This window comes from Cupriavidus sp. IDO, from assembly GCF_000812465.1.
In the GTDB taxonomy this organism is placed as follows: Bacteria; Pseudomonadota; Gammaproteobacteria; order Burkholderiales; family Burkholderiaceae; genus Cupriavidus.
In genome coordinates this window covers 25790-51169 of record NZ_JWMA01000034.1, presented here as the reverse complement: position 1 = coordinate 51169, position 25380 = coordinate 25790, and the positions used below count along the sequence as shown (strand labels likewise).

Below are 25380 nucleotides of genomic sequence, written 5' to 3'. Positions count from 1 at the left end.
CCTTTCCAGCCATCCGGCGCGGCCAGTGCGGCACGACGTGGCAACTTCCTCCTGGGATCCCGATCGAAACAGCCATTGCCGCCTGCGCCGGCAACCAGCCTGACCCATTCCCACGATCGCAATGCCGTCGATCCAGTCTTCTTCCCCAGATGCGGCCGTCGCCGACAAAACCCAGGCCACCGCCGAGCGTGACCGCATGACGCGCGCCGAGTTGCGTGCCAGTCTCTCGCTGGCGAGCATCTTCGCGCTGCGCATGCTGGGCCTGTTCCTGATCCTGCCGGTCTTTGCCGAATACGCGCGCACGCTGCCTGACGGGCACGATGCCCAGCGCGTCGGCCTGGCCATGGGTATCTATGGCCTGATGCAAGCTTTCCTGCACATTCCGCTCGGCTGGCTGTCCGACCGCGTCGGCCGCAAGCCGGTGATGGTGGCGGGGCTGCTGCTGTTCGTTGCGGGCGGGCTGGTGGCGGCGTTCTCCGACACCCTCAGCGGCATCATCGTCGGCCGCGCCTTGCAGGGCATGGGCGCGATCTCGGCGGCCATCACCGCCTGCATCGCCGACCTGACGCGCGAACGCCATCGCACCAAGGCCATGGCCATGGTCGGCGGCAGCATCGGGCTGACCTTTGCGCTGTCGCTGGTGATTGCCTCGCCGCTGCTGCACAGCATCGGTATGCCAGGCATCTTTGTGCTGATGTCCGTCTTCGGCGTGGTGGCAATCGGCGTGACGCTGTTCCTGGTGCCAAACCCGCCGCCGCCGCATCCGGTGCACCTGCCATTCCGTCAAGTGCTCCTCAATCCCGACCTGGCCCGGTTGAACGTCGGCGTGCTGGCGCTCCACGCGTCGCAGGTCGCCATGTTTATGGTGGTGCCGGCCATGCTGACCGACGCGGGCGTGCCGCTCGACCAGCACTGGAAGATCTACCTGCCGGTGGTGCTGGTGTCGTTCCTGCTGATGCTGGGGCCGATGATGGCCGCGGAACGCTATGGCCGCGTGCGGCCCGTGCTGCTCGGCGCGGTTGCGCTGATGACCGCGGTGCAGCTGTTGTTTGCGGCGGTGCATGGGCTGTGGAGCATCGTGGGCGTGCTGCTGCTGTTCTTTGTCGCTTTCAACGTGCTCGAAGCCATGCAGCCTTCGCTGGTGTCGCGCTACGCTGCCGCCTCGCGCGGTGCCGCGCTCGGCATCTACAACACCACGCAGGCGCTCGGCCTGTTCCTGGGCGGTGCGGTGGGCGGCTGGCTGCTCAAGCACGAAGGCCGTAGCGCAGTGTTTGTCGGCTGTGCGGTCGTGCTTCTGGTCTGGCTTATAATCGCCTGGAGCATGAAAGCGCCGCCGGCCCGCGGGCAAAGCGGCGCCCCGGCAGCGGCCTGAGCTGGCCGCAATGCCGCTGGCGCGTCACTCCGGCAGCCGGCCCTCGCATCAGATCGCAAAGAATCTCGCCTGAAACAGGCATAGCATGACCGCGCCGCCCGACTCCATGGCCGGGGGCGCGTTATTCGTTTGCGTTGTCGTTTATGCAGTCGTCGCAAGCCCCCGGTCCGCCGCGGGGTGTCGTGCAGGGGTTTCCAGGTGCGGTAGTCGCTTCTGCAGTATCCGGTCAACTTACAGTCAGAGTATCGCCACGCTTTTCAACACAGCGCGTGGCTTTTGGAGAACATTCACATGGCATCGGTCAACAAAGTCATTCTTGTCGGCAACCTCGGCGCAGATCCGGAAACCCGCTACATGCCCAGCGGCGACGCTGTGACCAACCTCCGCCTTGCGACCACCGATCGCTACAAGGACAAGCAAAGCGGCGAGATGAAGGAAGCCACCGAATGGCACCGCGTCTCGATGTTCGGCAAGCTGGCCGAGATCGCCGCGCAGTACCTGAAGAAGGGTTCGTCGGTCTACATCGAAGGCCGCATCCGCACCCGCAAGTGGCAGGACCAGTCCGGCCAGGACAAGTACTCCACCGAAATCGTGGCCGACCAGATGCAGATGCTGGGTTCGCGCCAGGGCGGTGGCGGCGGCGGTGACGAAGGCAGCTACGGTGGTGGCGGTGGCGGCGGCTACGGCCGCGAATCGTCCGGCGGCGGCTACGGCGGTGGCCGTGCTGCGCAAGGCGGCGGCCAGGGCGGCGGTCAAGGCGCCGGCGCCCAGGGTGGTGGCGCACGCCGCCAGCAGCAGGCGCCGTCGAATGGTTTTGAGGATATGGACGACGATATTCCGTTCTGATTCCCCGGAAATCCGTCTCGAATTACCCGGAAGCCCGCTTGATGCGGGCTTTTCTTCATTTTGAGTGGCGCCGGTGCGCTCATTTGTGTCTAAGCTGGAAGATGCTGTCCGGATCCTCCGGCAGTCCGGTTTTCCGTACGCAAGGAGATCACGATGAAGACAAAGAAAGTGCTACCGGTGATCCTGCTGGCAGCGAGCGTGCTGGCTGCTCCCCTGGCCTATGCCCAGGGGGCGGGCAAGTCCAAGTCAGCGATGCCGCCTCCGTCAGCGGGCGAGCAAGCCACGTCACCTTATATGCAGGTTCAGAAATGGAACAAGGGCGATCGCCTGCCGACCGAATTCCGCGATCGGCAGTATGTGATCGATGACTGGAAGCAATACAACCTGCCCGCGCCGCGCAAGGGCACGCATTGGGTAGGCGTCGGCGCCGACTTCTACCTGGTTGCGCCTAATGGCGTAATTCAACAGGCAGGCTCAGGCTCCTGAAGCTGTAGTACCTGAAAAACAGCACGCCGGCATTGTCTGCCGGCGTGCTGTTTTATTGCGGCACTACTTTGTCAGATGCCGAGGATCTTCTTGGCTTCGCCGAGCGACTTCATGGCGTCGTCGTGCTTGCCTGCCTTGTGATAAGCCTCGCCGTCCGCCCGGAGCCTGGCGACTTTGGCGGCATCCTCCGGAGAAAGCGCCGGCTTGGTGGATAGCTTGGCGTCGATGGCCTTCATTTCGTTCGGGCAATTGTGGGCGAGCGCCAGGCCGCTTGCGCCGGACAGGAGAAGGGCTGCGAGGATCGAAACAGATTTGCGCACGTCGACCTCCTATTGGTGCTGGTCGGGCATTCAGCATAGACCATGGGACGGCCATTCGTTGGGCACACGCGACAGGTGTGCGCGCCTGCTTACCGCTGGGGTTCTTGCGGGTGGAGCGTGCCAATTCGCCTGCGTATAGTTTCGGCTGGGTGCCGGGGGTCCGCACGGTTGCCACGGCACGGAAGTGCGGGTCGGATCGTGAAAGTCTCGGGGGAGACTGCTAAATGGAAAATGAATAACGAGGCAAGAAAATGAAGAAAATCTGCCTGAATATGATTGTAAAGAACGAGGCGCCGGTCATTCAGCGCTGCCTGTCATCGGTCAGATCCTGGATCAGCCATTGGGTTATTGTGGACACCGGGTCGACGGATGGCACACAGGAGCTGGTGCGGGCGGCTCTTGCGGATATTCCGGGTGAACTCTACGAGCGGCCCTGGAAGGATTTTGCGCATAATCGCAATGAAGCGCTTGACCTGGCCAGGCGCCATGGCGACTACATCCTTTTCATCGACGCCGATGAAACCCTGAAAATGCCGGAAGGATTTGGCTGGGGCGACCTTGGCGGAGATGGCTATCGCTTTCGTTGCGAACTGGACGGCTGGCAGTACCAGCGCAACGCCCTTGTTTCGGCAAGACAGCCGTGGCGGTGGGAGGGGGTTCTGCATGAATACCTGACGCAGGACGGCCCGCACGCCTGGCGTGATCTGCCGGGGCCCGCTATCCAGGTTGCGCGCGATGGTGCCCGCGCGCGCGACCCCGATACCTACCTGCACGACATTGCTGTCCTTGAGCGGGCGGTCGCCGCCGAACCGGAGAATACGCGGTACCGGTTCTACCTTGCGCAAAGCTATCGCGACAGTGGGCAAGCCGAAGCCGCGATCCGGTGTTACCGACAGCGGGTGGAAATGGGCGGATGGGACGAAGAGTGCTGGTACGCGCTGTTCCAGATTGCGGTGCTGACAGAAAAGACCGCGGCGCCGGTGTCCGAGGTACGCGACGCGTACCTCACTGCCTACGAGGTGCGTCCGAAGCGCGCCGAACCCCTGTGCGAACTCGCGCGCTACCACCGCCTGCGGCGGGAATTTGCCCAGGCGCATTTGTTTGCGCAACAGGCAGTCGCCTTGCCCATCCCCGCCGACACGCTGTTCGTCGATACCTCGGTCTATCTCTGGCGTGCGCTCGATGAACTGACGGTGAGCTCGTTTTACGTCGGGGCATTGCAGCAGGGGCGGCAGGCATTGCAGAAGCTGATTCAGGAAAACCGGTTCCCGGATAACGAGAAGCAGCGCATTCTGGGAAACCGGGTGCACTACGGTCTCGCCTGAAGGGGGGAATGCTTCATTTTGACCCATTTGGGGGTTATGAATTCGCGCATTAACGGCTTGGTGTTTTCCCCATCAGTCATCCTTTTCTAAACCTGGCTCGAAATAATTGCCTCATTCAACTCTCATCCATTTGAGCGAGGCTTTCCGCGGGGCCAGCGTTTCCCCACTTTCGCCGGGATTGACTTGTCGTGGCGCGAGTTCCGCGCAGGGGCTTCATGTCCCGCAACCGGGCTGACCGGAGCAAGGCCGCTTCGGCGGGTTTTCGTTCCGGCGTGCGGTTTTCACGGTCTTTCCGGGCAGCAGAGCCGCGCGATTTTCAGATTCCATTACTGCGGCGCTTAAAACCTGAATAAATGCCGCGAGCGCGCTGTTTGAAACATCAAATCCAGGGCGCGGTGTGATTTGTGCAACTCATCCGAACGCATGATTTAGTGGCTGCCATGCGCGGCGATAGATTTGCCCCCGTCTTACATCTTCGTAAGGCCATTCAATTCGAAGAACAAAGGGGGAAATCCGATCATGAAGCGCCTTGACATGAAGTTGGCGGCGATTCCGCTTGCATGCCTTGCTATGACCCTGGCCGCCTGCGGCGGCGGTGGCGACTCCTCGACCGCCCTGGCGCCGAGCGCCAGTACGCCGGGGGCGACCGGTCCGGCCGGCGCCAACGGCAAAACCATCCTGACCGGCTCTGCGGTCCCGACCGCGAGCATTGGCACGGATGGCGACTTCTATCTCAACGCTGCCACCTCGACGCTCTACGGGCCGAAGGCGAAGGGCGCGTGGCCTGCCGGCGTCTCGCTGGTCGGGCCACAAGGCGTGCCCGGCCAGCCGGGCACCGCCCTGCGCTACGGTACCAGCGATCCGACTGCCGCGGACGGCGCCAATGGCGACTTCTACCTGAATGTCACCACCACCATGCTGTTCGGTCCGAAGGCGGCGGGCGCCTGGCCCGCGGGCACTTCGCTCATCGGCCTGACTGGTCCGCTCGGGCAGACCGGACCTGCGGGGGCGACCGGGGCCACTGGCGCGACAGGGGCTGCTGGTGCGACGGGCGCGACCGGCGCGACAGGGTCTGCCGGCGCTAACGGCACAAATGGCACCAATGGCGTTGACGGTGCGACGGGCGCGACCGGTGCGACAGGGTCTGCCGGTGCAAACGGTACAAATGGCACCAATGGCGTTGATGGTGCGACGGGTGCGACGGGGGCCACCGGTGCGACCGGACCTGCAGGTGCAGATGGCACGAATGGCTCAAATGGCACCAATGGCGTTGATGGTGCGACGGGGGCCACCGGTGCGACCGGACCTGCCGGTGCAGATGGCACAAATGGCACTAACGGTACCAATGGCGTTGACGGTGCCACGGGTGCGACGGGCCCGGCTGGGGCGGACGGCACCAACGGTGTCAATGGTGCGCAGGGAGCGACGGGAGCGACGGGAGCCACGGGAGCCACGGGAGCCACGGGGGCCACGGGGGCCACGGGGGCCGCAGGGGCGACTGGCGCTGCAGGAGCTGACGGCGCGGCCGGATCCACTGTCTACACGACAAATCTCTATGTGCCTTCCAGCTCATCGGGAGCCTATTCGAGCATGAAGGTCGGCACGCTGACTGGCACTGGCCTGATCCCACTAAGCGGCCCCGGCAGCGACTCGTTCTTCGGCATCATGATGCCCACGGATTGCAGTACCGTGACGATGTCCGGCGAGCTTGCGGGAGCAGTCCCCACTTCGTCGCCAGCGGCAAACTACGTGTTGAAGGTCTTCAAGCTGGCGCCTAGCGGGGCGAATGCCAATCCTGTGGTGATCAACGAGCTGACCTGCACGATGACGGACACCTCGCCCACCTGTGCCGCGACGCTTTCAACGGCGGGTACTGTGAAGGCCAGCGACATTCTTCAGGTCCAGGTGTCAGGCAATCAAAACTTCAACTGGAAAGGCGGCCTATACGCCAGCTTGTCCTGCAAGAAGTGATCGCGCGCATTCTCTGGCGCGGTTCCCTGGCGAGTGACGGTCGAGCCCTGATGCCTGCCAGGCCGGACAGGCTTAACCAATAACAGGTTTCCCTCCACCAGGACATTCCCGCCAGCCATCGTCGCCAGACCCGAGAAACTGCGTCCTGGTGTTCCGCTACGCCCTCCAATGTTATGTTGGAGGGCGTTTTTTCTTTCCCTGCGGCGTCCCCATCCCCGAACGGGCAGCGCAATGCAAATGGAAACCTCCGCCGAACACTATTCCCTGGCGCTGCTCGTTGCTGCCGTCCTGACCGTCTCGGTGGTGGCCATCCATTACGAGGCGCTGCGCGTGTTTTCCGGTCTGCATCCGCGGCGCTGGAGCGGGCGGGTCAATATCGGCTTCCTGATCGTCTGCATTATCCTGGTCCACTGCCTGGAGGCGATGGTGTTCGCGTTGGGCTTCTGGCTGTGCGATCACGGGCTGGGGCTGGGCGGGCTGACCGGGAAAGGCGAGCTGTCACCGTTCGTCTATATCTATTTCGCGCTGGAGACATTCACCACGCAGAGCCTGGGCGATATCTATCCGGTCGGGGCCAGCCGGCTGATCGCCAGCATCGAGCCGCTGGTGGGCCTGATCCTGATCGGCTGGTCTACCTCCTTCACCTTCGTGATGATGCGCCGCGACTGGCATATGGATCAGGAGGAAGAGGCGGAGCGGCGCGCCGGGCTGTAGCAGATATCGCAACACTGGAAGTTTCCGGCGAGCCAAGGGAGATGGCAAGACTGGTCAAGATGACCCGCGCAGCGTTGGGCAGAACGCATCAAATGCGCCAGCGATGGCGGCGGGATGCGCGAACCTGCCGGCTGCCAACGATATTGCTGCGGGAGAAACGGCCAGGGATTAAGCTTGCAACCTTACAGTTTCATAACAGATAAGGAGTGAGTCATGCCGAGCCGCCCGGGCACCCTTTCCCGTATCGTCGTTGCCGTCGCGCTGGCGACCGCCAGCATCGCCTATGCGCAGGGGCCGTCGAAGGATCCCGCAGCGGCCGCCATTGGTGAAGCCATCCAGCAAGGCGAGACGCCATATCGCCCGGAGGGCCAGATGTCCCGCGCGCAGATCGATTCCGCCGAGTGCCGCGAGCTGGCGGCCCAAATCGGCGGCGCGCCCAAGCGCGAGTACAAGACCACCGGGCAGGGAATCGAGACCGCGCAGGGCCGCACGATGCCCGAACTCCAGCGGAACCGTCCCCGCAAGGAACTGCAGGAAGCCTACAAGGCGAAGTGCACGCCGTAGCGCTGCCGTAGCGCGCTCATGACGGATGGCGGCATCAACCGCCGTCCGGTTTTCCCCTCCCGCCCTTCCTGCCGTACGGCAGACGCTCCCAAGCTTCGCTGCACAACATCAGGGCCGATGCCCCAACCCGGCGCCCAACGCCTTCCCGGTGACCGCATTGTTTCACCGTGCCCGGCAAAAATACATATGTTTCATGGTATTCCATGATGGAACACTTGTTGCTCATTGGCTAGCATTTCCAATGCGATGGCGAATCGCGTGAACGCTACTTCAAGGGAGTCCGTATGAATGCCGTGAAAGCCACCTGCCTGAGCCTGACCCTGGCGGGAACCGTCCTGTGCACCGGTGCCGCACAGGCCGTGGACGTTGCCAGCAGTCCGACGCTCAGCAAGATCAAGTCGTCCGGCACGATCGCCATCGGCCACCGGACTTCCTCGATTCCGTTCTCGTACTACGACAGCAACCAGAAGGTCATCGGCTTTTCGCAGGACATCTGCGACCGCGTGGTGGATGAGGTCAAACGCCAGACCGGCACGCCGAACCTGCAGGTGCACATGGTGCCGGTGACCTCCCAGAACCGGATCTCGCTGGTGCAGAATGGCACGGTAGACCTTGAATGCGGCGTGACCACCAACCTGAAGTCGCGCCAGCAGCAGGTGGCGTTCTCGACGACGTTCTTCGTCGCCGGTACGCGGCTGCTGGTGAAGAAGGGCAGCCCCGTGCACGACTTCCCGGACCTGTCCGGCAAGTCCGTGGTGACTAACGCCGGCACCACCTCGGAACGCATCCTGCGCCGCCTGAATGACGAGAAGAAGGCCAATATCACCATCCAGAGCGCCAAGGATTACGGCGAGTCCTTCCTGATCCTGCAGTCGGGCCGCGTGGCGGCGTTCATGATGGACGACGTGCTGCTGTCCGGTGCGCGCACGCTGGCGCCGAACCCATCCGAGTGGGTAGTGGTCGGCACGCCGCAGTCGTTCGAGGCTTACGCATTCATGATGCGCAAGGACGACCCGGGCTTCAAGCAGGTGGTGGACGGCGCGATGACCGGCCTGATGAAGAGCGGCGAGATCAACAAGCTCTACGCGAAGTGGTTCGCCGCGCCGGTGCCGCCCAAGCAGATCAACTTCGAGCTGCCGATGAGCGAGCCGTTGAAGAAGGCCTACGCCAATCCGAATGACGAAGCATTTGAGTAAGCGAAGGGCAGGCTAAGAGCCCATTTCGCTATGCAACGGGCTCTAAGTCCGCTCGGCCGGTACATAGGCGCCGGTCCGGTGGAGTTCGCCCTCGGCCTGCTCCAGCGCGCGGATGGCACCCTTGCCCTTGCGGGCCAGCAGCTGCTCGACCAGCGCCTCGACCGTGGCGATGCCTGCGGTGATCGACGGGAAGAACGACGGGCTTTCTACCGAGAACAGCAGCGTGCAGTCGGCCGCCAGCGCAATCGGCGCCACCGTGCTGTCGGTCAGGGCGATTACCTTGCAGCCGGCCTCGCGCGCGGCGGTGGCCACGCGGATGCTTTCCTGCGAATACGGCGCGAAGCTCGTCACCACCACCGCGTCCTTCGGCGCCAGCGCGCGCAGCTCCATTTCCAGCGTGCCGGCTTCGCCGCGGATCAGGTGCACCGAGCTGCGGAAGAGGCGATAGACGTAGTGGAAGGTGAAGGCGATCGGGAAGCAGGAGCGGAAGCCCGCGATATGCACGCTGGCCGCCGCGGCCAGCATCTCGGCCGCCTGCGTCAGCGCCTTGTCGTTGCTGCTCGCGATCATGTCGAGGTTGTGATGCTGCGCGTCGAGCATCTCGGCCAGCATGCGGCTGGATCCGCTCTCGCGCACCACCTTGCGGGCCCGCCGCGCGTATGGCTGGGAACCGCCGCGCAGGGCATCGACAAACAGCTCGCGCAACCCCTGCCAGCCCTCGAAGCCGAGATGCTGCGACAGGCGCACCAGCGTAGCCGGCTGCACACCGGCGCTGACGGCAATCTTGCGCATCGACAGCACCGGCACCTCCTGTGGGTGGTCCAGCAGGTAGCGCGCGCCGCTCTGGAACTGCGTGCTTAGCGTGGGGAAACTGGCGCGCAGATGCGCAAGCAAGGACTCCAGGTCTTGCGGTGGACGGGTGCTCTCGGGCGGCATTGGTACTCCGGGTTCGGTGTTGTAACGATTGTTGCACAGCTGTGCTTGCCCCGGCATCACCCGCCCGCATGGACTGTGCGCCAGATCACGATGCCGCCAGCTTGCGGCGGGGTGCTCACATGATCAGATTCGTTCGGTTCCGGATCCGATTAGATGAAACATATGTTGCAAACCGGGGGCTGGATTTCTTATACTGCCGTCTATGTGCCGCCCCCCGTGGATAACGACTTTCCCTCCGAAAGCTGTAAGGCGAGGCGGCAGTTTCACCGACAGACTTTGAATCCGGCAATCACCATGACCCACGTATTCCACCGCAATCCGCGCCAGACACTGCCCGTGGCGGTCGCCGGCAAGGGAATCGAACTGACTGACAGCGAGGGCCGGCGCTACCTGGACGCTTCCGGCGGCGCGGCCGTCTCGTGCCTCGGCCACGGTCACCCGCGCGTGATCGAGGCGATCAAGGCGCAACTGGACAGCATCGCTTACGCGCATACGTCGTTTTTCACGACCGAGGTGTCCGAGACGCTGGCTGAAACGCTGGCGCAGGCTGCCCCTGGCGACCTGGACCACGTCTACTTTGTCTCGGGCGGCTCCGAGGCGGTCGAAGCCGCGCTCAAGCTGGCCCGCCAGTACTTCGTCGAACTGGGGCAGGGCTGCCGCCGGCATTTCATCGCGCGCCGCCAGAGCTACCACGGCAACACGCTGGGCGCGCTGGCCATCGGCGGCAATGCCTGGCGCCGCGAGCCCTTCCTGCCGCTGCTGGTGCCGGCGCACCATGTGTCGCCGTGCTACGCCTACCGCGACCAGGCAGCCGGCGAGACCGACCAGCAATACGCGCAACGTCTGGCCGATGAACTGGAGGCCAAGATCCTCGAACTGGGCCCCGACACCGTCGCCGCTTTCGTAGCGGAAACCGTGGTCGGCGCCACCGCCGGCGCGGTGCCGCCGGTGGGCGATTACCTGAAGCGCATCCGCGCGGTGTGCGACAAGTACGGCGTGCTGCTGATCCTGGACGAGGTGATGTCCGGCATGGGCCGCACCGGCTACCTGTTCGCCTGCGAGGAAGACGGCGTGGTGCCTGATATCGTCACCATCGCCAAGGGCCTCGGGGCCGGCTACCAGCCGATCGGCGCGATGCTGTCGACGCGCCGGATCTATGAAACGATCGTCGCCGGCAGCGGCTTCTTCCAGCACGGCCACACCTACATCGGCCACGCCACCGCCTGCGCGGCGGCACTGGCGGTGCAACGCACGATTGCCGAGGAAGACCTGCTGACCAACGTACGCGCCCGCGGCGAGCAACTGCGCGCGCGCCTGCGCGAGTCTCTCGGCGATCATCCGAACCTCGGCGACATCCGCGGCCGTGGCCTGTTCGTCGGCGTCGAGTTCGTGGCCGACCAAGGCACCAGGGCCACGCTCGATCCGGCGCTCAAGACCCACGCCCGCCTCAAGGCCGCGGCCATGAAGCATGGACTGCTGGTCTACCCGATGGGTGGCACCGTCGACGGAGTGCACGGCGACCATGTGCTGTTTGCGCCACCGTTCATCTGTACGGCGCAGGACATCGACCGCATCGTGGAGCGTTTCGGCGATGCCGTGCGGGCGGTGCTGCCTGGTGCCTGAAGGAATGAGGCGAATGCGGCACGTCTATGCGGCTGCATTCGCCGGGTGACGGCTAATTGTCTGTCGGCTCGTCGCAACGCGACGCGCAAGCCCCACCAATTACTTTGACGCTTTTCAATTTCGTAACTTACACTTCGCGCCATAGCATCCGGGAATGGGTCGCCCGGAGCATAAAGAAAATTGGAGCGCGAGCATGGGACATAGAAGCCCTGCAGTGCGACACGACGGAAGGGTCAATCAGGTCAATCTGTCGTTTCGGGTCATTGGGGAAGTTGGGTCCACCGGCATGCGATGCCGGCGCGGGCGCCTGCGCGGCGCCGGAGCGGTGCATGGGTTCACGCTGATCGAAGTGATGATCACCGTGGCGATCATTGCCATCCTCGCGTCGGTCGCAATTCCCTCCTATACGCGTTACGTCCTGCGCTCCAACCGGGCTGCGGCCGAGGCTTTCATGCTTGAGGTCTCCGGCGCGCAGGAACGTTATCTGGTTGACAACCGCGCCTACGCTCCCGATATGGCAACGCTGGGGTACACAACCGTGCCCTCCAGCGTCGGGTCGCACTACGGCGTCACGACCGCCATCGTCGCCGGACCGCCAGCAGGCTACAACATCAAAGCTACCCCGACGGGTTCTCAGCTCAGCGGCGATACGGCGTGCGGCACCCTCACGCTGACCAATGCAGGCGTCAAGTCTGCCTCGGGCAGCGGCACCAACTGCTGGAACTGACCATGCCAGCCCGCGCACCGTTCATGGCATCCCGCGCTGGTGGCGCTACTGCTGCGCCTGGCCGACGCCCGGCTCACGCCGGCTTCACCCTGATCGAGCTGATGACCGCCGTGGTGGTGCTCGCGATTGTCGCATTCGCGGCGGCGCCGTCCTTCTCATCGATGCTCGCCCAGCAGCGGGTCCGGGGCGCGGCGCTGGACCTGTCGTCGTCCCTGCTGCTGGCACGGAGCGAAGCCGTCAAACGCAACGCAACCGTCAGCGTGGCGGCCACTGGCACGGCGTGGACTGGCGGCTGGACCGTTGCGGCGGGAGCCGAAACCGTCCGCAGCTTCGGGGCCTATCAGGGCCTGTCGATCGTAGCCAGCGGTGGCAACACGCTGAGCGTCGGCAACGATGGGCGCCTTACGGGTGGGGCACTGACTTTCCAGGTGGCGCCATCCACCGGTGCATCCAATGCTTCCACGGTCTGCGTGCAGATCAGCGCGACCGGCCGCGTGGCATCGTCAACGGGAGCCTGCACATGAGACGCGCGAAACGGAGCGCTGCCATGCGCACCGGCGCACAGCGGGGCTTCCTGCTGATCGAGGTGCTGATCGCAGTGGTGATACTGCTGGTTGCCCTGCTCGGCACAGCAGGGCTGATCGCACGCTCCAGCCAGACGGAAATGGAGTCGTACCAGCGTGTTCAGGCCATTGCGCTGCTGCAGGACATGGCAACCAGGCTCAACGCTAACCGGCAGGTTGCCACCTGCTACGCGAACGGTGCCACGGGCATGAGCCTCGGAACCGGTGCTGCGGCCCCGGCCGCATGCACGCAGGGATCGGCGGCACAGCAGGCCATGGCGAACGCCGATCTCCTGGCCTGGAATACCGCGTTGCTAGGTAGTGCCGAGGTCCGGCAGAGCGCCAGTGGCGCCCAGGCGGTTGGCGCCATGATCGGTGCGCGAGGCTGTATCGAGACCCTCGACGCGGTCAATCAGATCTACCGGGTGACCATAGCCTGGCAAGGACTGACCACGACGGTGGTCCCGTCGCTGCCCTGCGGGCAGGGTCAGTACGGGAATGACGCGTACCGCCGTACGGTCAGCACGCAGATCAGGATCGGGGTACTGTCATGAGCACTGCGCGTAACAGGCTGTTGCGTCGCGAGCGTGGCATCTCGCTGATCGAGCTGATGATCGGTATCACGCTCGGATTGTTGCTGCTGACGGCGTTGGCCAGTCTGTACTTTGCCAACAGCGTGTCCCGAGCCGAGTTCGTCAAGTCCAGCGAACAGATCGAGAATGGCCGCTATGCGCTGGACCTGATCCGCCGCGACGCAGAGCTCGCGGGCTTTTTCGGATCCGGCGGCATCGCCAAGGGCGCCAAGCCTACGCAGCCGCAGCCGGCACCGTGCGAAACCTCGCCGGCGGCCCTGGGCTTTGCCGCGTCGCCATCCGTGACCCTGCCGCTTGCCGTGACCGGCTACGCGCCGGGCGTGATCGCGCCATGCCTGCCCGATCTGGCCGCCACCTCCGAGGTGGTGGTCATGCGCCGCGTTTCCACTACCACGGTGGCTGCTGCCGCCACAGGCGTGCCGTACATGCAGGTATCGGCCTGTCCTGACGATGGGGCGACCTTTGTCTTTGATGCCAGCGCGGTCGCATTCAACCTGCGGACCAAGGCGTGCGACCCCACCGTGCCGGCGCCGCTGCGCCCGGCCGTCGTTCGCATCTTCTACCTGTCGCCCTGCGATCTCTGCACCAACGGTGGCGATGGCATCCCCACCCTCAAGATGGCGGAGCTGGTCAACGGCGTCTTCCAGATCCGCTCGCTGACACAAGGCATCCAGGACATGCACGTGCTGTACGGCGTCGACCTGGACAACAACGGCTCGGCCGACTGCTATGTGGCGGACCCTGGCGCAAACAATTCCGCGGCCTGCACCGCCGTGCCGGGCTACGACTGGAGTACGGCGCTGGACAACTGGGCCAATGTCACGACGCTGCGTGTCAGCGTGCTGGCGCGAACCCTGCAACTGTCAGCCGGCCAGGTCGACAACCGCACCTACGATCTTGGGCGCGCAACGGCAAGCGGTCCCTTCAACGATGGCTACAAGCGTCACGTCTACTCGGCGGTTGCGCGGCTGGTCAATGTTGCCGGGCTACGGGAGCAATAAGTGAAACGAACACGCCACAAGCAGGCCGGGGTGACGCTGATCGTCACGTTGATCTTCCTGGCCATGTTCATGCTGATCGCGCTGGCCATCGTCAACTCGGGACTGATCAACGTCAAGGTGGTAGCCAATCAGCAGCATACGGTGGAAGCGCGTGATGTGGCCCAGCAGAGTATCGAGCAGGTGATCAGCAATGACTTCACCTCTGCGCCGGCTTCAGCCGCGGTGGCGCTGCCGGTGGACGTGAACGCGGATGGCAAGGCGGACTATGTCGCCCAGGTGGCGGCGCCGGCCTGTACGTCTGCGTTGCCCCTCAAGAACACGCAACTGGACCTGAACGACGCCGGTGACGTCTCCTGCTTTATTGGCAGCGGCAGCCAGAATACCGGCATCATCACCGCGTCCACCAAGGACGCAGGCAACTCCCTGTGCAATGCCACGCAATGGGATGTCGCTGCCACGGTGAATGATTCGGGGGTAACCAATGCCGCCGTTACGGTACACCAGGGCATTGGCGTGCGCATGCCGGCAGGCTCGGTGTGCCCTTGAGGGCCGGACTTCAACAGATTGCTCCGCGGCGTCGCGCCCGGAAGATCGCCCGCACTAACATTTTTTCAGGACCCAGCATGCAAAACCAGGCCCTTCGCCTTCGCCGCTATGCTGTATGCGCACTCACCCTACTGACCCTGACCGGCAACCGCGCCGCGCTGGCAGAGGACATCGATCTCTTCACCGGCTTGCAGACCAATGCGGGAACCAAGCCGAATGTCCTGCTGTTGCTCGACAATGCCTCCACCTGGGACGCGAGCGCCAGCTTTACCTGCAACACTTCTGGCGTCGTATCGGCCAACAATGCAGGCACCGATGTCGGCGCGGAACAGTGTGCGTTGTTCAACGCGGTGACCTCGCTGGCGAACAGCCCGACGCTGCTAGGGAACCTCAATCTCGGGTTGATGATGTTCGGTACCGGCACCAACGTCGGCGGGCAGTTCAAGTTCCCGGCCGCATCGCCGCCGTCGCCGCCACCGCCGCCGGCCCTGCCGCTGATGGACAGCACTGGCGCGACCAACATGCTGAACTACATCAAGACGATTGACCGCCAGCGGGACAACTCGAACAACTCCCAGGTCGGCGGCGGCATGCAGGAGGCCTGGGCTTTCTTCGCCGGCAAGACCGGCTTGTCCGGCACCACGTACACCTCGCCGATCACCAATCCCTGCCAGCGCAACTTCGTCATCTATATTGCCAACGCCGTCAACAACGGCAAGCCGCAGGACACTGGCCAGAACCCGATCAATGCGCTGGTGGCCGCCGGCGCTACGTCAGCGCAGCAGCAGCAGATCACGATTCCGATTCCGCCGGGGACCAAACAGGCCAACCAGTACCAGAGCAACTGGGGCGATGAGTGGGCGCGGTTCATGTACCAGACCGACGTTAACAGCAGCCAGGTGAACAACCAGAACGTCATCACCTACACGATCGCCGTCACTGACGGCAACAACCCTGACTATGTGAACTTCGTCGGGAGCATGGCCAACAACGGCGGCGGCAAGAGTTATGTCGTCAAGCTCGGGGATGTCACTGCGTTGACCGACGCGCTGCTCGAGATCTTCAACGAGATGCAGGCTGTCAACAATGTGTTTGCCTCCGTCAGCCTGCCGGTCAGCGTCAACAGCCAGGGTACCTACCTGAACCAGGTCTATATCGGCATGTTCCGCCCGGATGCGTCGGCAGCGCCGCGCTGGGTCGGCAACCTCAAGCAGTACAAGCTTGGCTACGACAGCAAAGGCGAGATCGTGCTGCTGGATTCCAGCCCCGCCGGTCCGAATCAGCAAAGCGCCATCAGCAATGCCGGCACTGGCTTTATCTCGCCGAACGCCAAGAGCTACTGGAGTGCCGAACCGCCATTGGCATTCGGCACGGCCGGATATGGCACAGGAGCGGTGCCGGGCTGGCCAGCGACAGGCTTCTGGATAAACAGCCAGTCCGGTGCCTCGGGCGCGCTGGACCTGGCGGATGGTGAAATCGTTGAAAAGGGTGGAGCTGGCGAGATGCTGCGGGCGCAGTACCTGACCGACCAGACTACCCGCCGCCTCCTGACTTGCGCCAGTGGGGCGTGCGCGTCGAACACCGCACTGGTATCTTTCGATACCAAGAACACGTGGCTGACCGGTACAGCCGGGGTGGCTGCGTTGAAGAGCACGGCCGCAGACGTCAACAACCTGATCAACTGGGTGCGCGGCACGGACGTCTATGCGACGATCGCAGCATCTTCGAGTTCAGGCTCGGGTTCGTCCGGCAAGGGCTCCAGCGGTTCGGGCTCAACCAGCACCTCTACCAGCCCGGTAGGCAAGGAAGCAGAGCAGGGGCCGGGAGGGACGGTGACCGTCCGGCCTTCGATCCATGGCGACGTGCTGCATTCGCGGCCCGTGGTGGTCAATTACGGCGGCTCGACCAATGTGGTGGTCTTCTATGGGGCGAACGATGGCGTGTTTCATGCGATCAACGGCAACCAGACCAGCGGCATCGGCGGCGTGCGTCCGGGCGGCGAGCTGTGGGGATTCGTGCCGCCGGAGTTCTACGGCAAGCTGAGCCGGATCTATACCAATACGCCGGAAATACAGCTGTCAGGCACGCCTGCAGGCATTGGTGCCACGCCGCGTGATTACTTCTTCGATGGCACGACGACGGTTTATCAGGATCTGCGCGACCCGCTCCATCCGCGCGTGGTGCTCTACATCACCGCGCGCCGCGGCGGCCGCCTGATCTACGCAATAGACGTGACCGACCCGGTCAACCCGCAATTCCTGTGGTCCACCACCAATACGCAGATCGCGGAGCTTGGACAGACCTGGTCGCAGCCACGCGTCATCCGCGTGAAGGGCAACACCAACCCGGTGCTCATCATGGGTGCCGGCTATGATCCCGCCGAAGACAGCGACCCGGCACCGGGCACGAACTCGCAGGGACGCGGGATGATCGTGCTTGATGCCTTGACAGGCAGCGTGGTGTGGGCCCGGCTGGCCGACTGCACCGGCCTGACCAGCGCAGTGTGCGCCAGTCCGGCCGGACTGGCACGCGCGATTCCTTCCGATGTGGCGGTCGTCGATCGCAATGGCGACGGCTATATCGACAAGGCCTACGTCGGCGACGTCGGCGGCAATGTCTGGCGCGCCGATTTCGAAACCAGCGGCGGCACGGCGCCAGCGAACTGGACCCTGGTCAAGCTGGCATCGCTCGGGGGCGCGGCCGGCACCAACAATGCGCGCAAGTTCCTCTATCCGCCGGATGTGGTTTCCACTGCCAACTTCGACGCCATCATGATGGGAACCGGCGACCGCGAGCATCCGCTCTACACCACGTCAACCACGGCCGGCCTCGGTTACAACGTCGTCAACCGGTTCTACATGGTCAAGGACACCACGCTGACCGGAGGGCTGCCATCGACTTGGGTTGCGCTGACCGAAAGCAGCCTGACGGATGCAACGAGCACCAAGTATGTGGATTCGACCAGCCAGAAGGGCTTCTACCTGACACTCGGGGCCGGCGAGAAGGTTGTCAATGCGCCGCTGACGGTGGCCGGCTATACGTACTTTGGCACCAATTCGCCTTCCGTGCCGAAACCGGGCGCATGCTATCCCGATCTGGGCGTCGCGCGCGGCTATTCCATTTCGTTCCTGACCGGGCTTGGGCAGAATGCCAATCGGTATGTGACGTTCGATGGTGGCGGCCTGCCGCCGTCACCGGTGTTCGGAATCGTTTCTGTGAAGGATGGGTCGACGGGTATCACGAGCAATGTCGGGGTCCTGATCGGGGGCGGCAGCCAGACCGGACCCGGAGGCGGCAACAATACTTCACCGCTTGGCGGGCAGAAGATCGTGCCCGCCGGTGTCGGCAAGCGCAAGCGGCTTTACTGGTACTCGCAGATCGACAAGTAGCATCCTCTTGCGCGTGGATTGGCTGGCGGCGCCTTCGGGCGCCTGCCACAATACGGGTTTCGTGGCTCGTTCGCGGCCGTGGTGCGTCCCGTGATCCTCAGATTGGTTGTCCCCCTTCTCTTGTTGCTGCTCACATGGCACGCGAGTGCAGCGCCGGCCGCACGGCCTGGCGCGAGCCAGGGCGCCAGCAATCCTGCGGCATCCCCGGCACAGCCCGCGCGCACCTCTCGCTCAGACCAGTATGCGTTGCGGCCAGGCCCAGACGGGCAGGCGCAAGGCGGCTTCGGGCTCAGGCTGAAGCCGGCAGGCGTGCCTCAGGACGATGGTGCCGGTACGTCATACCAGCCCGGCGGCACAGGCCTCTACGGCCCCCGCAGGTAGCGCGCCAACGGAGGCGCCGTGCCGGCGCGCTGCGTCGCTTTGCGCTACGCTTTGTGTTCCACCGTGCACCGCAGGAGCCCCCATGCCCGCCAGCCCGAGCCCCCAGCCACCGAACCCGGCACCTCCCCTCGCCCGCGACACCGTCCGCCACCTCCGGGCCTCCCGCATCCGTGAAGTCGCCAACGCCGGCATCGGCCTGCCTGATGTGCTGCCGTTCTGGTTCGGCGAGTCCGACCAGGCCACGCCGGATTTCATTCGTGAAGCGGCGGCGGAAGCGTTGGCGAACGGGGCCACGTTCTATACACACAACCTGGGCATTGCGCCGCTGCGCAGTGCACTGGCGGACTATGCCAGCGCCTTGCACGGCACCACGCTCGTGGATAACGTCGCGGTCACCAGCGCGGGCGTGAATGCCCTGATGCTCGCGGCGCAGCTCGTGACCGGCCCGGGCGACCGGGTGGTGGCGGTGACGCCGCTGTGGCCGAACCTGGTCGAGATTCCGAAGATACTCGGTGCCGCCGTGGAAACCGTCTCGCTCGACTACGGCCCGCACGGCTGGGTGCTCGATGTCGACAAGCTGCTGGCGGCGCTGACGCCTGGCACGCGGGCGCTGATGGTCAATTCGCCCAACAATCCCACCGGCTGGGTGATGCCCCGCGCCGCGCAACTGGCCGTGCTGGACCATTGCCGCCGCCATGGTATCTGGATCATTGCGGACGAGGTCTACGAGCGCCTCTACTACGGTGACGAGGCTGCCGGTGCCGGTGGTGGGGGGAGCCATCCCGCACCGTCCTTTCTCGATATCGCTTCGCGCGAAGAGCGCGTCATCCACGTCAACTCCTTCTCCAAGGCATGGCTGATGACGGGCTGGCGGCTGGGCTGGATGGTGCTGCCGTCATCGATGACCGATGATCTCGGCAAGCTGATCGAATACAACACCTCCTGCGCGCCATCGTTCGTGCAGGAAGCCGGCCTGGCGGCGGTGCGTGAAGGCGAGACCTTCACGCGCGCGCTGGTGCAGCGGCTGCGTGCCGCGCGCGACCACCTCGTCGGCGCGCTGTCCGCGTTGCCCGGCGTTGACGCTCACGCACCGGAAGGCGCCATGTACGTGTTCTTCCGCCTGCCTGGGGCGGCCGACAGCCTGGCGCTGTGCAAGCAGCTGGTGCGCGAAGCGGGGCTCGGGCTGGCGCCCGGCAGCGCGTTCGGCGATGAAGGAGAGGGCTTTGTGCGCTGGTGTTATGCCTGCGATCCGGCGCGGCTGGACGAGGGTGTGCGCCGGCTGCGCGAATTCATCGGGCGCTGACCGGCGGGTCTTCCTGCCACCAGCCTCCGCCCAAGGCCTGCAACAGCGCGGCCGAATCCGCCAGCCGGCTCGCGGTCGCCTGCGAGAGATCGAGCGATGCCTGCCGTGATTGCCGCTCGGCATCGAGCACTGTCAGCTGGCTGACGCCGCCCAGCCGGTATTGCTCCGACACGATGGCCAGCGTGGCCCGCGCCTGGCGCGCATTGTCGGCGCGCGCGCGCAGCGTGGCGGCATCGGCTTCCAGTGCGCGCAGGGTATCGGCAACGTTCTGCAGTCCCTGCAGGACTGCCTGCTGATAGGCGGCCAACGACTGCTCGTACGCCGCCTCGGCCGCACGCTTGCGCGCCAGCAGCTCGCCGCCGTGGAACACCGGTTGCACCAGTCCTGCCGCAAGGCTCCAGACATTGAGGCTGTTGAACAGGTCACGTGCCGCCGTCGCCTGCGTGCCGCCGCCGGCACTCAGCGTGATCTGCGGATACAGATTGGCGGTGGCCACCCCGATGTTGGCCGATGCCTGGTGCAGCAGCGCCTCGGCCGCGCGGATGTCCGGGCGGCGCCGGGCGAGCGTGGACGGCAGGCTGACCGGCAGCGTATCGGGAAGTTGCAGGTCTTCCAGGCGGAATTCGGGCAGCTCGGCGGCTGCGGGCGACTTCCCGACGTAGACCGCAAGCTGGTGGCGGGTTGCTTCGATCTGCTGCCGGAGCCCGGGGATCAGCGCCTGCGTCTGTGCCAGCTCGGAGCGCTGGCGCTGCACATCGACCTGCGCCACGCCGCCCGCGCGCAGGCGTTCTTCGGCAATGCCGAGCTGCCGCAGTTGCGAGTCGGCGATGGCTGCCGTGTCGGCCAGCTGGGCACGCAATCCGGCCTCGCGAATCGCTGCCGTGGCGACGTTGGCAGCCAGCGAGAGGCGGGCCGCTTCAAGTTCATAGCGCTGATAGTCCACGGCGGCCTGCAGCCCTTCCAGCTCGCGCCGCTGGCCGCCGAACAGGTCAAGCACGTATGAGATCTGCACGGTGGCACCATACAGCGTGAACGGGCCGGGGCTGGGGATGGCGGAGATGCCTAGCGACTGGAAATCGACCTGTTGGCGCGTGGCATTGAGCTTGGCGTCGACCGTTGGCCAGCGCGTGGCGCCGGTGCGTGCCGACAGGTTTTGCTGCGCCTCGCGCAGCCTGGCGCGCGCCTGCGCGAGTGTGAGGCTGTCGGCCAGCGCGGCGCGGATGGTGTCGTCGAGCGGCTGGCTGCGGAACAGGGTCCACCACTGCGCGGGCACGTCGGTGCCGCTTGCCAGCGTCTGCGCCTGTCCGTGCGGCAGGTTGCCGGGCATGTCGCTGGCGACGGTCGATTGCGGCTGCGGACCGGGTACATAGCCGGCATCGGCGGGCGGCTCGGGCGAGTGGAAATTCGGGCCAACCGCGCAGCCGGCCAGGAGCGCGGCGAACAGCGCCGAAAGCAGCGCCCCGATGGCGACGGGGATGCGGGACGAATGCATCGCAGGCTCCTTCAGTCCAGCGTGCGGCGGTAGAAACGCACCGCGATGGTCATGACGATGGCAATGAACAGCGCCATCGGCCAGACGTTCGGCCACAGCTCGGTCCAGCCGTTGCCCTTGAGCAGGATGCCGCGCACCATGCGGTGGAAATAGGTCATCGGCAGGATGTTGCCGATCGCCTGCGCCCAGCCTGGCATCCCGGCAAACGGGAACATGAAGCCGGACAGCAGGATGTTCGGCAGGAAGTAGAAGAAGGTAAGCTGCATCGCCTGCAACTGGTTCTGCGCCAGCGAGGAGAGCGTGATACCCACCGTCAGGTTGGCGGCAATGAACAGCAACGCGGCGAGGTAGACCGCCAGCACCGAGCCGAAGAACGGCACGCTGAACACCCAGCGCGCGGCCAGCAGCACGATGGTCGACTGGACCAGCCCGATGAAGATGTACGGGACGATCTTGCCGGTCATGACCTCGATGGGCCGCACCGGCGTGGCCAGCAGGTTTTCCATGGTGCCCCGCTCGCGTTCGCGCGTCATGGCCAGGCCGGTCATCATCACCATCGTCATCGACAGGATCACGCCCATCAGCCCGGGGATGATGTTGTACTGCGTAATGCCCTCCGGGTTGTAGAGCCGCTGCACCTGCACGTCGAACGGCGGCTTGCCGCCGGCCAGCGGCGCCAGCGATCCCTTCAGGTCCTGGCTGGCTACGGTGAATGGCAGCTGCGACAGCGCGGCGATGGCGGCGCCGGTAGCGGACGGATCGGTGGCATCGGCTTCCACCAGCAAGGCAGGGCGTTCGCCGCGCAGCAAGCGGCGCGTGAAGTCTGGCGGAATGCTGACGACGAACTGCACATTGCCCTTCATCAGCGCCTCGCGGCCGGCGGCTTCGTCGGGCAGCGTGCCGACCAGCTTGAAGTAGGTCGAATTCTCCAGGCTTGCCACGAAGGTCCGCGTGAACTCGCTCTGGTCGGCGGCGATGACCGCGGTCGGCAGATGGCGCGGGTCGGTGTTGATGGCGAAGCCGAACAACAGCAGCTGCATGATCGGCAGCCCCACGATCATGCCGAAGGTGACGCGGTCGCGCCGCAGTTGCAGGAACTCCTTCAGCACGATGCTCCACCAGCGCTGGAGGGAGAAAGCGAAGCGTCCGGCTTTCATGCGCGCTCCTTCGCCTTCTTCACACCCGCACCGGCGGCGTTCATATTGTCTTCGGCGTCGCCCATCATGTGGATGAACACATCCTCCAGGCTGGTCTGGATCTGCTCCACGCGCCGGTTCGGGCCTGCCAGGCGCGTGAGCGTTTCGCCGAGCAGCTTCCCGTCGCGTCCGGTGACGTGCAGCGCGGTGCCGAACACCACGGTCTGGTCCACGCCGGGCGCGCCCTGCAGTGTCTCGGAGAGCTCGGCCAGGCCGTCGCCTTCGACGCTCCACGTGGTCAGCTGCTGGCTGGCGATCACATCTTCGGCAGTGCCCTGTGCGAGCAGCTTGCCGTAGGCGATATAGGCCAGCTTGTGGCAGCGCTCGGCCTCGTCCATATAGTGCGTGCTGACCAGCACCGAGATGCCGCGCGAGGCGAGCTGGTGCAGCTGCTCCCAGAAATCGCGCCGCGCCTTGGGGTCAACGCCGGCAGTGGGCTCGTCGAGCAGCAGCAGTTCGGGCTTGTGCAGCAGGCACGCGGCAAGCGCCAGGCGCTGCTTCCAGCCGCCCGACAGCGCCCCCGCCAGTTGCGCCGAGCGCGTGGCGAGCCCGAGATCTTCCAGCGCCCGGTCGACTGCCTCGCGCCGGTTGGCCATGCCGTAGACGCGCGCGACGAAATCCAGGTTCTCGCGGATCGACAGGTCGTCCCAGTACGAGAATTTCTGTGTCATGTAGCCGACGCGGCGCTTGATTTCGTCGGACTCCTTCAGGATGTCGAAACCGAGGCAGGTGCCTTGTCCCGAATCCGGCGTCAGCAGTCCGCACATCATGCGGATCGACGTGGTCTTGCCGCTGCCGTTGGGGCCGAGAAAGCCGAGGATCTCGCCGCGCGCGACCTGCAGGCTGAGATCGTTGACAACGTGCTTGTCGCCGAAATGCTTGTTGAGGCCGCGCACATCGATAGCGAGACCGCCGTTCCTGCCGTTGTGGCTGGCCTGGCCATTCGTGTTCGTTGCTGGTGTCATGGCTTGCGCACCTCCACCGGCTGGCCCGGGCGCAGCTTCGGCGCATCGGCTGCGGAAGGCCGCGCTTCCACCAGGAAGACGAGCTTGCGGCGCGTCTCGTTGCTGTAGATCACCGGCGGCGTGTACTCTGCCTCGCTGGAAACGTAGGTGATGTTTGCCGGCACTGGTGCCGGGCAGCCGTCGCAATGCACCTGGATGGCCTGGCCGTTCTTGAGTGCACCAACGATGGTCTCCGGCACATAGAAGCGCACCTTCACATTGCCCGGCGGCAGCATGCGCACCACCGGGCTGCCGGCCGGCACCCATTCGCCGAGCCGGTAAGGCGTGTCGTAGACGAGGCCGGCCTGCGTGGCCGACACCGCCTTGCGCGAGAGCTTCCACTCGGCCTGCGCCAGGGCGGCACGCGCGGCTTCCACCTGGGCCGCCTGCGCGGCCTGCTGGTCGTTGCGGCCGGGCAGGCGGGCCACGTCGATATCGTGCTGCAGCTCGCGCACGCGCGCGGCGTCGCTGGCGGCGGTGGCGCGCGATTCGTCCAGCTGCGCCTGCGAGATCCCGCCGATAGTGAATTGCGCCTGGTCCCGCCGGAACTGCGCAGCGCTGCGTTGTGCCGTGGCTTGCGCCTGTGCCAGCTGCGCACGGCTGACGTCGACTTCGACCGGCCGCTTGCCGGTCTTCAGGTCGGCCAGTTGCGCTTCGGCCGCGCGCAGCTGTTCGGCGGCTTGCTGGCGCGCGGCGCGCTCATCGTCGGACTCCAGCACGAACAGCGGGGCGCCGCTGGCAACCTGCTGGCCGCGCTGCACCGACAGCGTATCGAGCCGGCCCGCGAAGGGCGAGGCCACGCTGACGAACTCACCCTCGACATAGCCCTGCCAGATGTTGGGCGGCTCCTTGCTGCACGCGGACAGCATGCCGAGCAGGCCGAAGGCGGCTGCAATCGTAAGCGGCGGGAGCGTGGACTGTGGGACTCGCATGGGAACTCCGGGGCAATCGTCTGGGCTGTGTTCAGGGTTATGCGGATGGATCGGAAGGCGGCGGGGCAGGCGCGAGCCCCTGCGTCAGCAGCGCGCTCACATGCCGCACCAGTGCTTCGGTGTCGACGGCGTCGGCGCCGGGCAGGCGCCGCCAGATATGCGTGGTGGCCAGCGGCAGCAGGGTCAGGCCGATCAGCGAGGGCATCACCAGGGCGGGCTCCAGCGCGGGATTGAGCTGGCCGTGGGCGATGGCGGCCGTGATCGGGCCGCTCATCGCGCTGGCGCGCTGCATAGCAAAGCGGTTCAGCACGCGATCGCGCAGCTGGCCGTCCGTGCTCACCACCTCGCGAATCCACAGGCCCGGAAACCACGGCGTGGCAGCCGCGGCGCGGATCAGCCGGCCCGCAATGCCGACCAGCATCGCAACCGGATCGCCCGGCACCGCCGGCCCGGCGGCGAAGATCTGGTTCACCAGGGCCTGCAGCCGTTCGTCGACCACTGCGTCGAGCAACTGGTCGCGGTCGCGGAAGTAGTAGTGGACGAGCGCCGGTGTGACACCGGCTGCTTCTGCGATGGCTTTGATCGGCGTGCCCGCTACGCCGTGCCGGGAGAACAGGTCGGTGGCGGCGTCGAGCAACTGGTCGCGCTGGATCGGGTTGCCTGCCGCCGCCGGCCGGCCGGGGCCGCGGCGCTGGCTTTTCACTGCCGATGCGGAGGTTGGCCGGGGATTCTTTGGGGCTGGCATCTGGTTGCGCGGAGGCGTTGTCAGATGGATATTAATTTTCAGGTTAATTAATTCAAGACCGGTTACAACGTCGCATGGAGCGCACATAAGGGCCTTGAGGCGGCCGCGAGTTGCGTTGTTGCGTTGCAGCAATACGCGGTAGACATGTCATGTCG

The 25380-nt window shown here is 65.2% G+C and carries 23 protein-coding genes; 16 read left to right on the top strand and 7 right to left on the bottom strand.

Going from position 1 to position 25380, the window contains the following annotated elements; translation table 11 throughout:
- The first annotated feature begins 121 nt into the window (after positions 1-121).
- From RM96_RS11240 to RM96_RS11230, 3 genes are all read left to right on the top strand, one after another.
- Positions 122-1372 (top strand): MFS transporter, encoded by a 1251-nt coding sequence (locus tag RM96_RS11240; protein WP_039010527.1) that lies wholly within the window; start codon positions 122-124, stop codon positions 1370-1372.
- A gap of 291 nt (positions 1373-1663) precedes the next feature.
- Complete coding sequence (locus RM96_RS11235; RefSeq protein WP_039010526.1) at positions 1664-2218, top strand: single-stranded DNA-binding protein; 555 nt, start codon at positions 1664-1666, stop codon at positions 2216-2218.
- Positions 2219-2371: 153 nt separating this feature from the next.
- Positions 2372-2704 (top strand): RcnB family protein, encoded by a 333-nt coding sequence (locus RM96_RS11230; protein ID WP_039010525.1) that lies wholly within the window; start codon positions 2372-2374, stop codon positions 2702-2704.
- 71 nt (positions 2705-2775) lie between these two features.
- Here RM96_RS11230 and RM96_RS11225 read toward each other — a convergent pair whose 3' ends face one another.
- Positions 2776-3024 (bottom strand): hypothetical protein, encoded by a 249-nt coding sequence (locus RM96_RS11225; protein WP_039010524.1) that lies wholly within the window; start codon positions 3022-3024, stop codon positions 2776-2778.
- Between the two features lie 251 nt (positions 3025-3275).
- Between RM96_RS11225 and RM96_RS11220 the strand changes: the two genes are divergently transcribed.
- The 5 genes from RM96_RS11220 (at position 3276) to RM96_RS11200 (ending at position 8794) form a co-directional block, all read left to right on the top strand.
- The gene (locus tag RM96_RS11220) at positions 3276-4349 is read left to right on the top strand and encodes a tetratricopeptide repeat-containing glycosyltransferase (RefSeq protein WP_039010523.1); all 1074 of its coding nucleotides are present in this window, start codon (positions 3276-3278) and stop codon (positions 4347-4349) included.
- A gap of 456 nt (positions 4350-4805) precedes the next feature.
- Positions 4806-6320, top strand: coding sequence for a collagen-like protein (locus RM96_RS11215; RefSeq protein WP_238587228.1), 1515 nt, complete (start codon positions 4806-4808; stop codon positions 6318-6320).
- Positions 6321-6557: 237 nt separating this feature from the next.
- Entirely contained in the window at positions 6558-7034 is a 477-nt protein-coding gene (locus RM96_RS11210) for an ion channel (protein ID WP_039010520.1), read from the top strand.
- Between the two features lie 213 nt (positions 7035-7247).
- Positions 7248-7598 (top strand): hypothetical protein, encoded by a 351-nt coding sequence (locus RM96_RS11205; protein ID WP_039010519.1) that lies wholly within the window; start codon positions 7248-7250, stop codon positions 7596-7598.
- Between the two features lie 284 nt (positions 7599-7882).
- A complete protein-coding gene (locus RM96_RS11200; protein ID WP_052279456.1) occupies positions 7883-8794 on the top strand; it encodes a glutamate/aspartate ABC transporter substrate-binding protein in 912 nt (303 codons plus the stop codon).
- Positions 8795-8836: 42 nt separating this feature from the next.
- Here the strand turns inward: RM96_RS11200 and RM96_RS11195 are convergent, their stop codons facing one another.
- Positions 8837-9730 carry a MurR/RpiR family transcriptional regulator gene (locus RM96_RS11195; RefSeq protein WP_039010518.1) on the bottom strand — a complete coding sequence of 298 codons (894 nt, stop codon included), beginning with the start codon at positions 9728-9730 and terminating at the stop codon, positions 8837-8839.
- A gap of 294 nt (positions 9731-10024) precedes the next feature.
- Here RM96_RS11195 and RM96_RS11190 point away from each other — a divergent pair, with 294 nt between their 5' ends.
- The 8 genes from RM96_RS11190 (at position 10025) to RM96_RS11155 (ending at position 19856) form a co-directional block, all read left to right on the top strand.
- Positions 10025-11353 (top strand): aspartate aminotransferase family protein, encoded by a 1329-nt coding sequence (locus RM96_RS11190; protein WP_039010517.1) that lies wholly within the window; start codon positions 10025-10027, stop codon positions 11351-11353.
- 193 nt (positions 11354-11546) lie between these two features.
- Positions 11547-12080, top strand: coding sequence for a type IV pilin protein (locus RM96_RS11185; protein ID WP_082016511.1), 534 nt, complete (start codon positions 11547-11549; stop codon positions 12078-12080).
- 23 nt (positions 12081-12103) lie between these two features.
- Entirely contained in the window at positions 12104-12604 is a 501-nt protein-coding gene (locus RM96_RS11180; protein ID WP_039010656.1) for a GspH/FimT family pseudopilin, read from the top strand.
- Positions 12601-13197: a type IV pilus modification protein PilV gene (gene pilV / locus RM96_RS11175; protein ID WP_039010516.1), complete on the top strand. Its 597-nt coding sequence runs from the start codon at positions 12601-12603 to the stop codon at positions 13195-13197. Before RM96_RS11180 ends, pilV begins: the two co-directional genes overlap by 4 nt.
- Positions 13194-14237: a PilW family protein gene (locus tag RM96_RS11170; RefSeq protein WP_039010515.1), complete on the top strand. Its 1044-nt coding sequence runs from the start codon at positions 13194-13196 to the stop codon at positions 14235-14237. The genes pilV and RM96_RS11170 overlap by 4 nt, the downstream gene beginning before the upstream one ends.
- Complete coding sequence (locus RM96_RS11165; protein ID WP_039010514.1) at positions 14238-14783, top strand: pilus assembly PilX N-terminal domain-containing protein; 546 nt, start codon at positions 14238-14240, stop codon at positions 14781-14783.
- Positions 14784-14860: 77 nt separating this feature from the next.
- Positions 14861-18172: a pilus assembly protein gene (locus RM96_RS11160; RefSeq protein WP_039010512.1), complete on the top strand. Its 3312-nt coding sequence runs from the start codon at positions 14861-14863 to the stop codon at positions 18170-18172.
- Between the two features lie 463 nt (positions 18173-18635).
- Positions 18636-19856, top strand: coding sequence for a pyridoxal phosphate-dependent aminotransferase (locus RM96_RS11155; protein WP_039010511.1), 1221 nt, complete (start codon positions 18636-18638; stop codon positions 19854-19856).
- On the opposite strand, the gene RM96_RS11150 is transcribed toward RM96_RS11155, so the two are convergent.
- The 5 genes from RM96_RS11150 to RM96_RS11130 are packed head-to-tail and all read right to left on the bottom strand — an operon-like array spanning position 19843 to position 25225.
- Entirely contained in the window at positions 19843-21348 is a 1506-nt protein-coding gene (locus tag RM96_RS11150; RefSeq protein WP_082016510.1) for an efflux transporter outer membrane subunit, read from the bottom strand. The genes RM96_RS11155 and RM96_RS11150 overlap by 14 nt on opposite strands.
- Before the next feature lie 11 nt (positions 21349-21359).
- Entirely contained in the window at positions 21360-22505 is a 1146-nt protein-coding gene (locus RM96_RS11145; RefSeq protein WP_039010508.1) for an ABC transporter permease, read from the bottom strand.
- Positions 22502-23509, bottom strand: coding sequence for an ABC transporter ATP-binding protein (locus RM96_RS11140; RefSeq protein ID WP_039010507.1), 1008 nt, complete (start codon positions 23507-23509; stop codon positions 22502-22504). The genes RM96_RS11145 and RM96_RS11140 overlap by 4 nt, the downstream gene beginning before the upstream one ends.
- A complete protein-coding gene (locus tag RM96_RS11135) occupies positions 23506-24480 on the bottom strand; it encodes an HlyD family efflux transporter periplasmic adaptor subunit (RefSeq protein ID WP_039010505.1) in 975 nt (324 codons plus the stop codon). The genes RM96_RS11140 and RM96_RS11135 overlap by 4 nt, the downstream gene beginning before the upstream one ends.
- A 37-nt stretch (positions 24481-24517) precedes the next feature.
- Entirely contained in the window at positions 24518-25225 is a 708-nt protein-coding gene (locus RM96_RS11130; RefSeq protein ID WP_039010503.1) for a TetR/AcrR family transcriptional regulator, read from the bottom strand.
- Positions 25226-25380 lie beyond the last annotated feature (155 nt).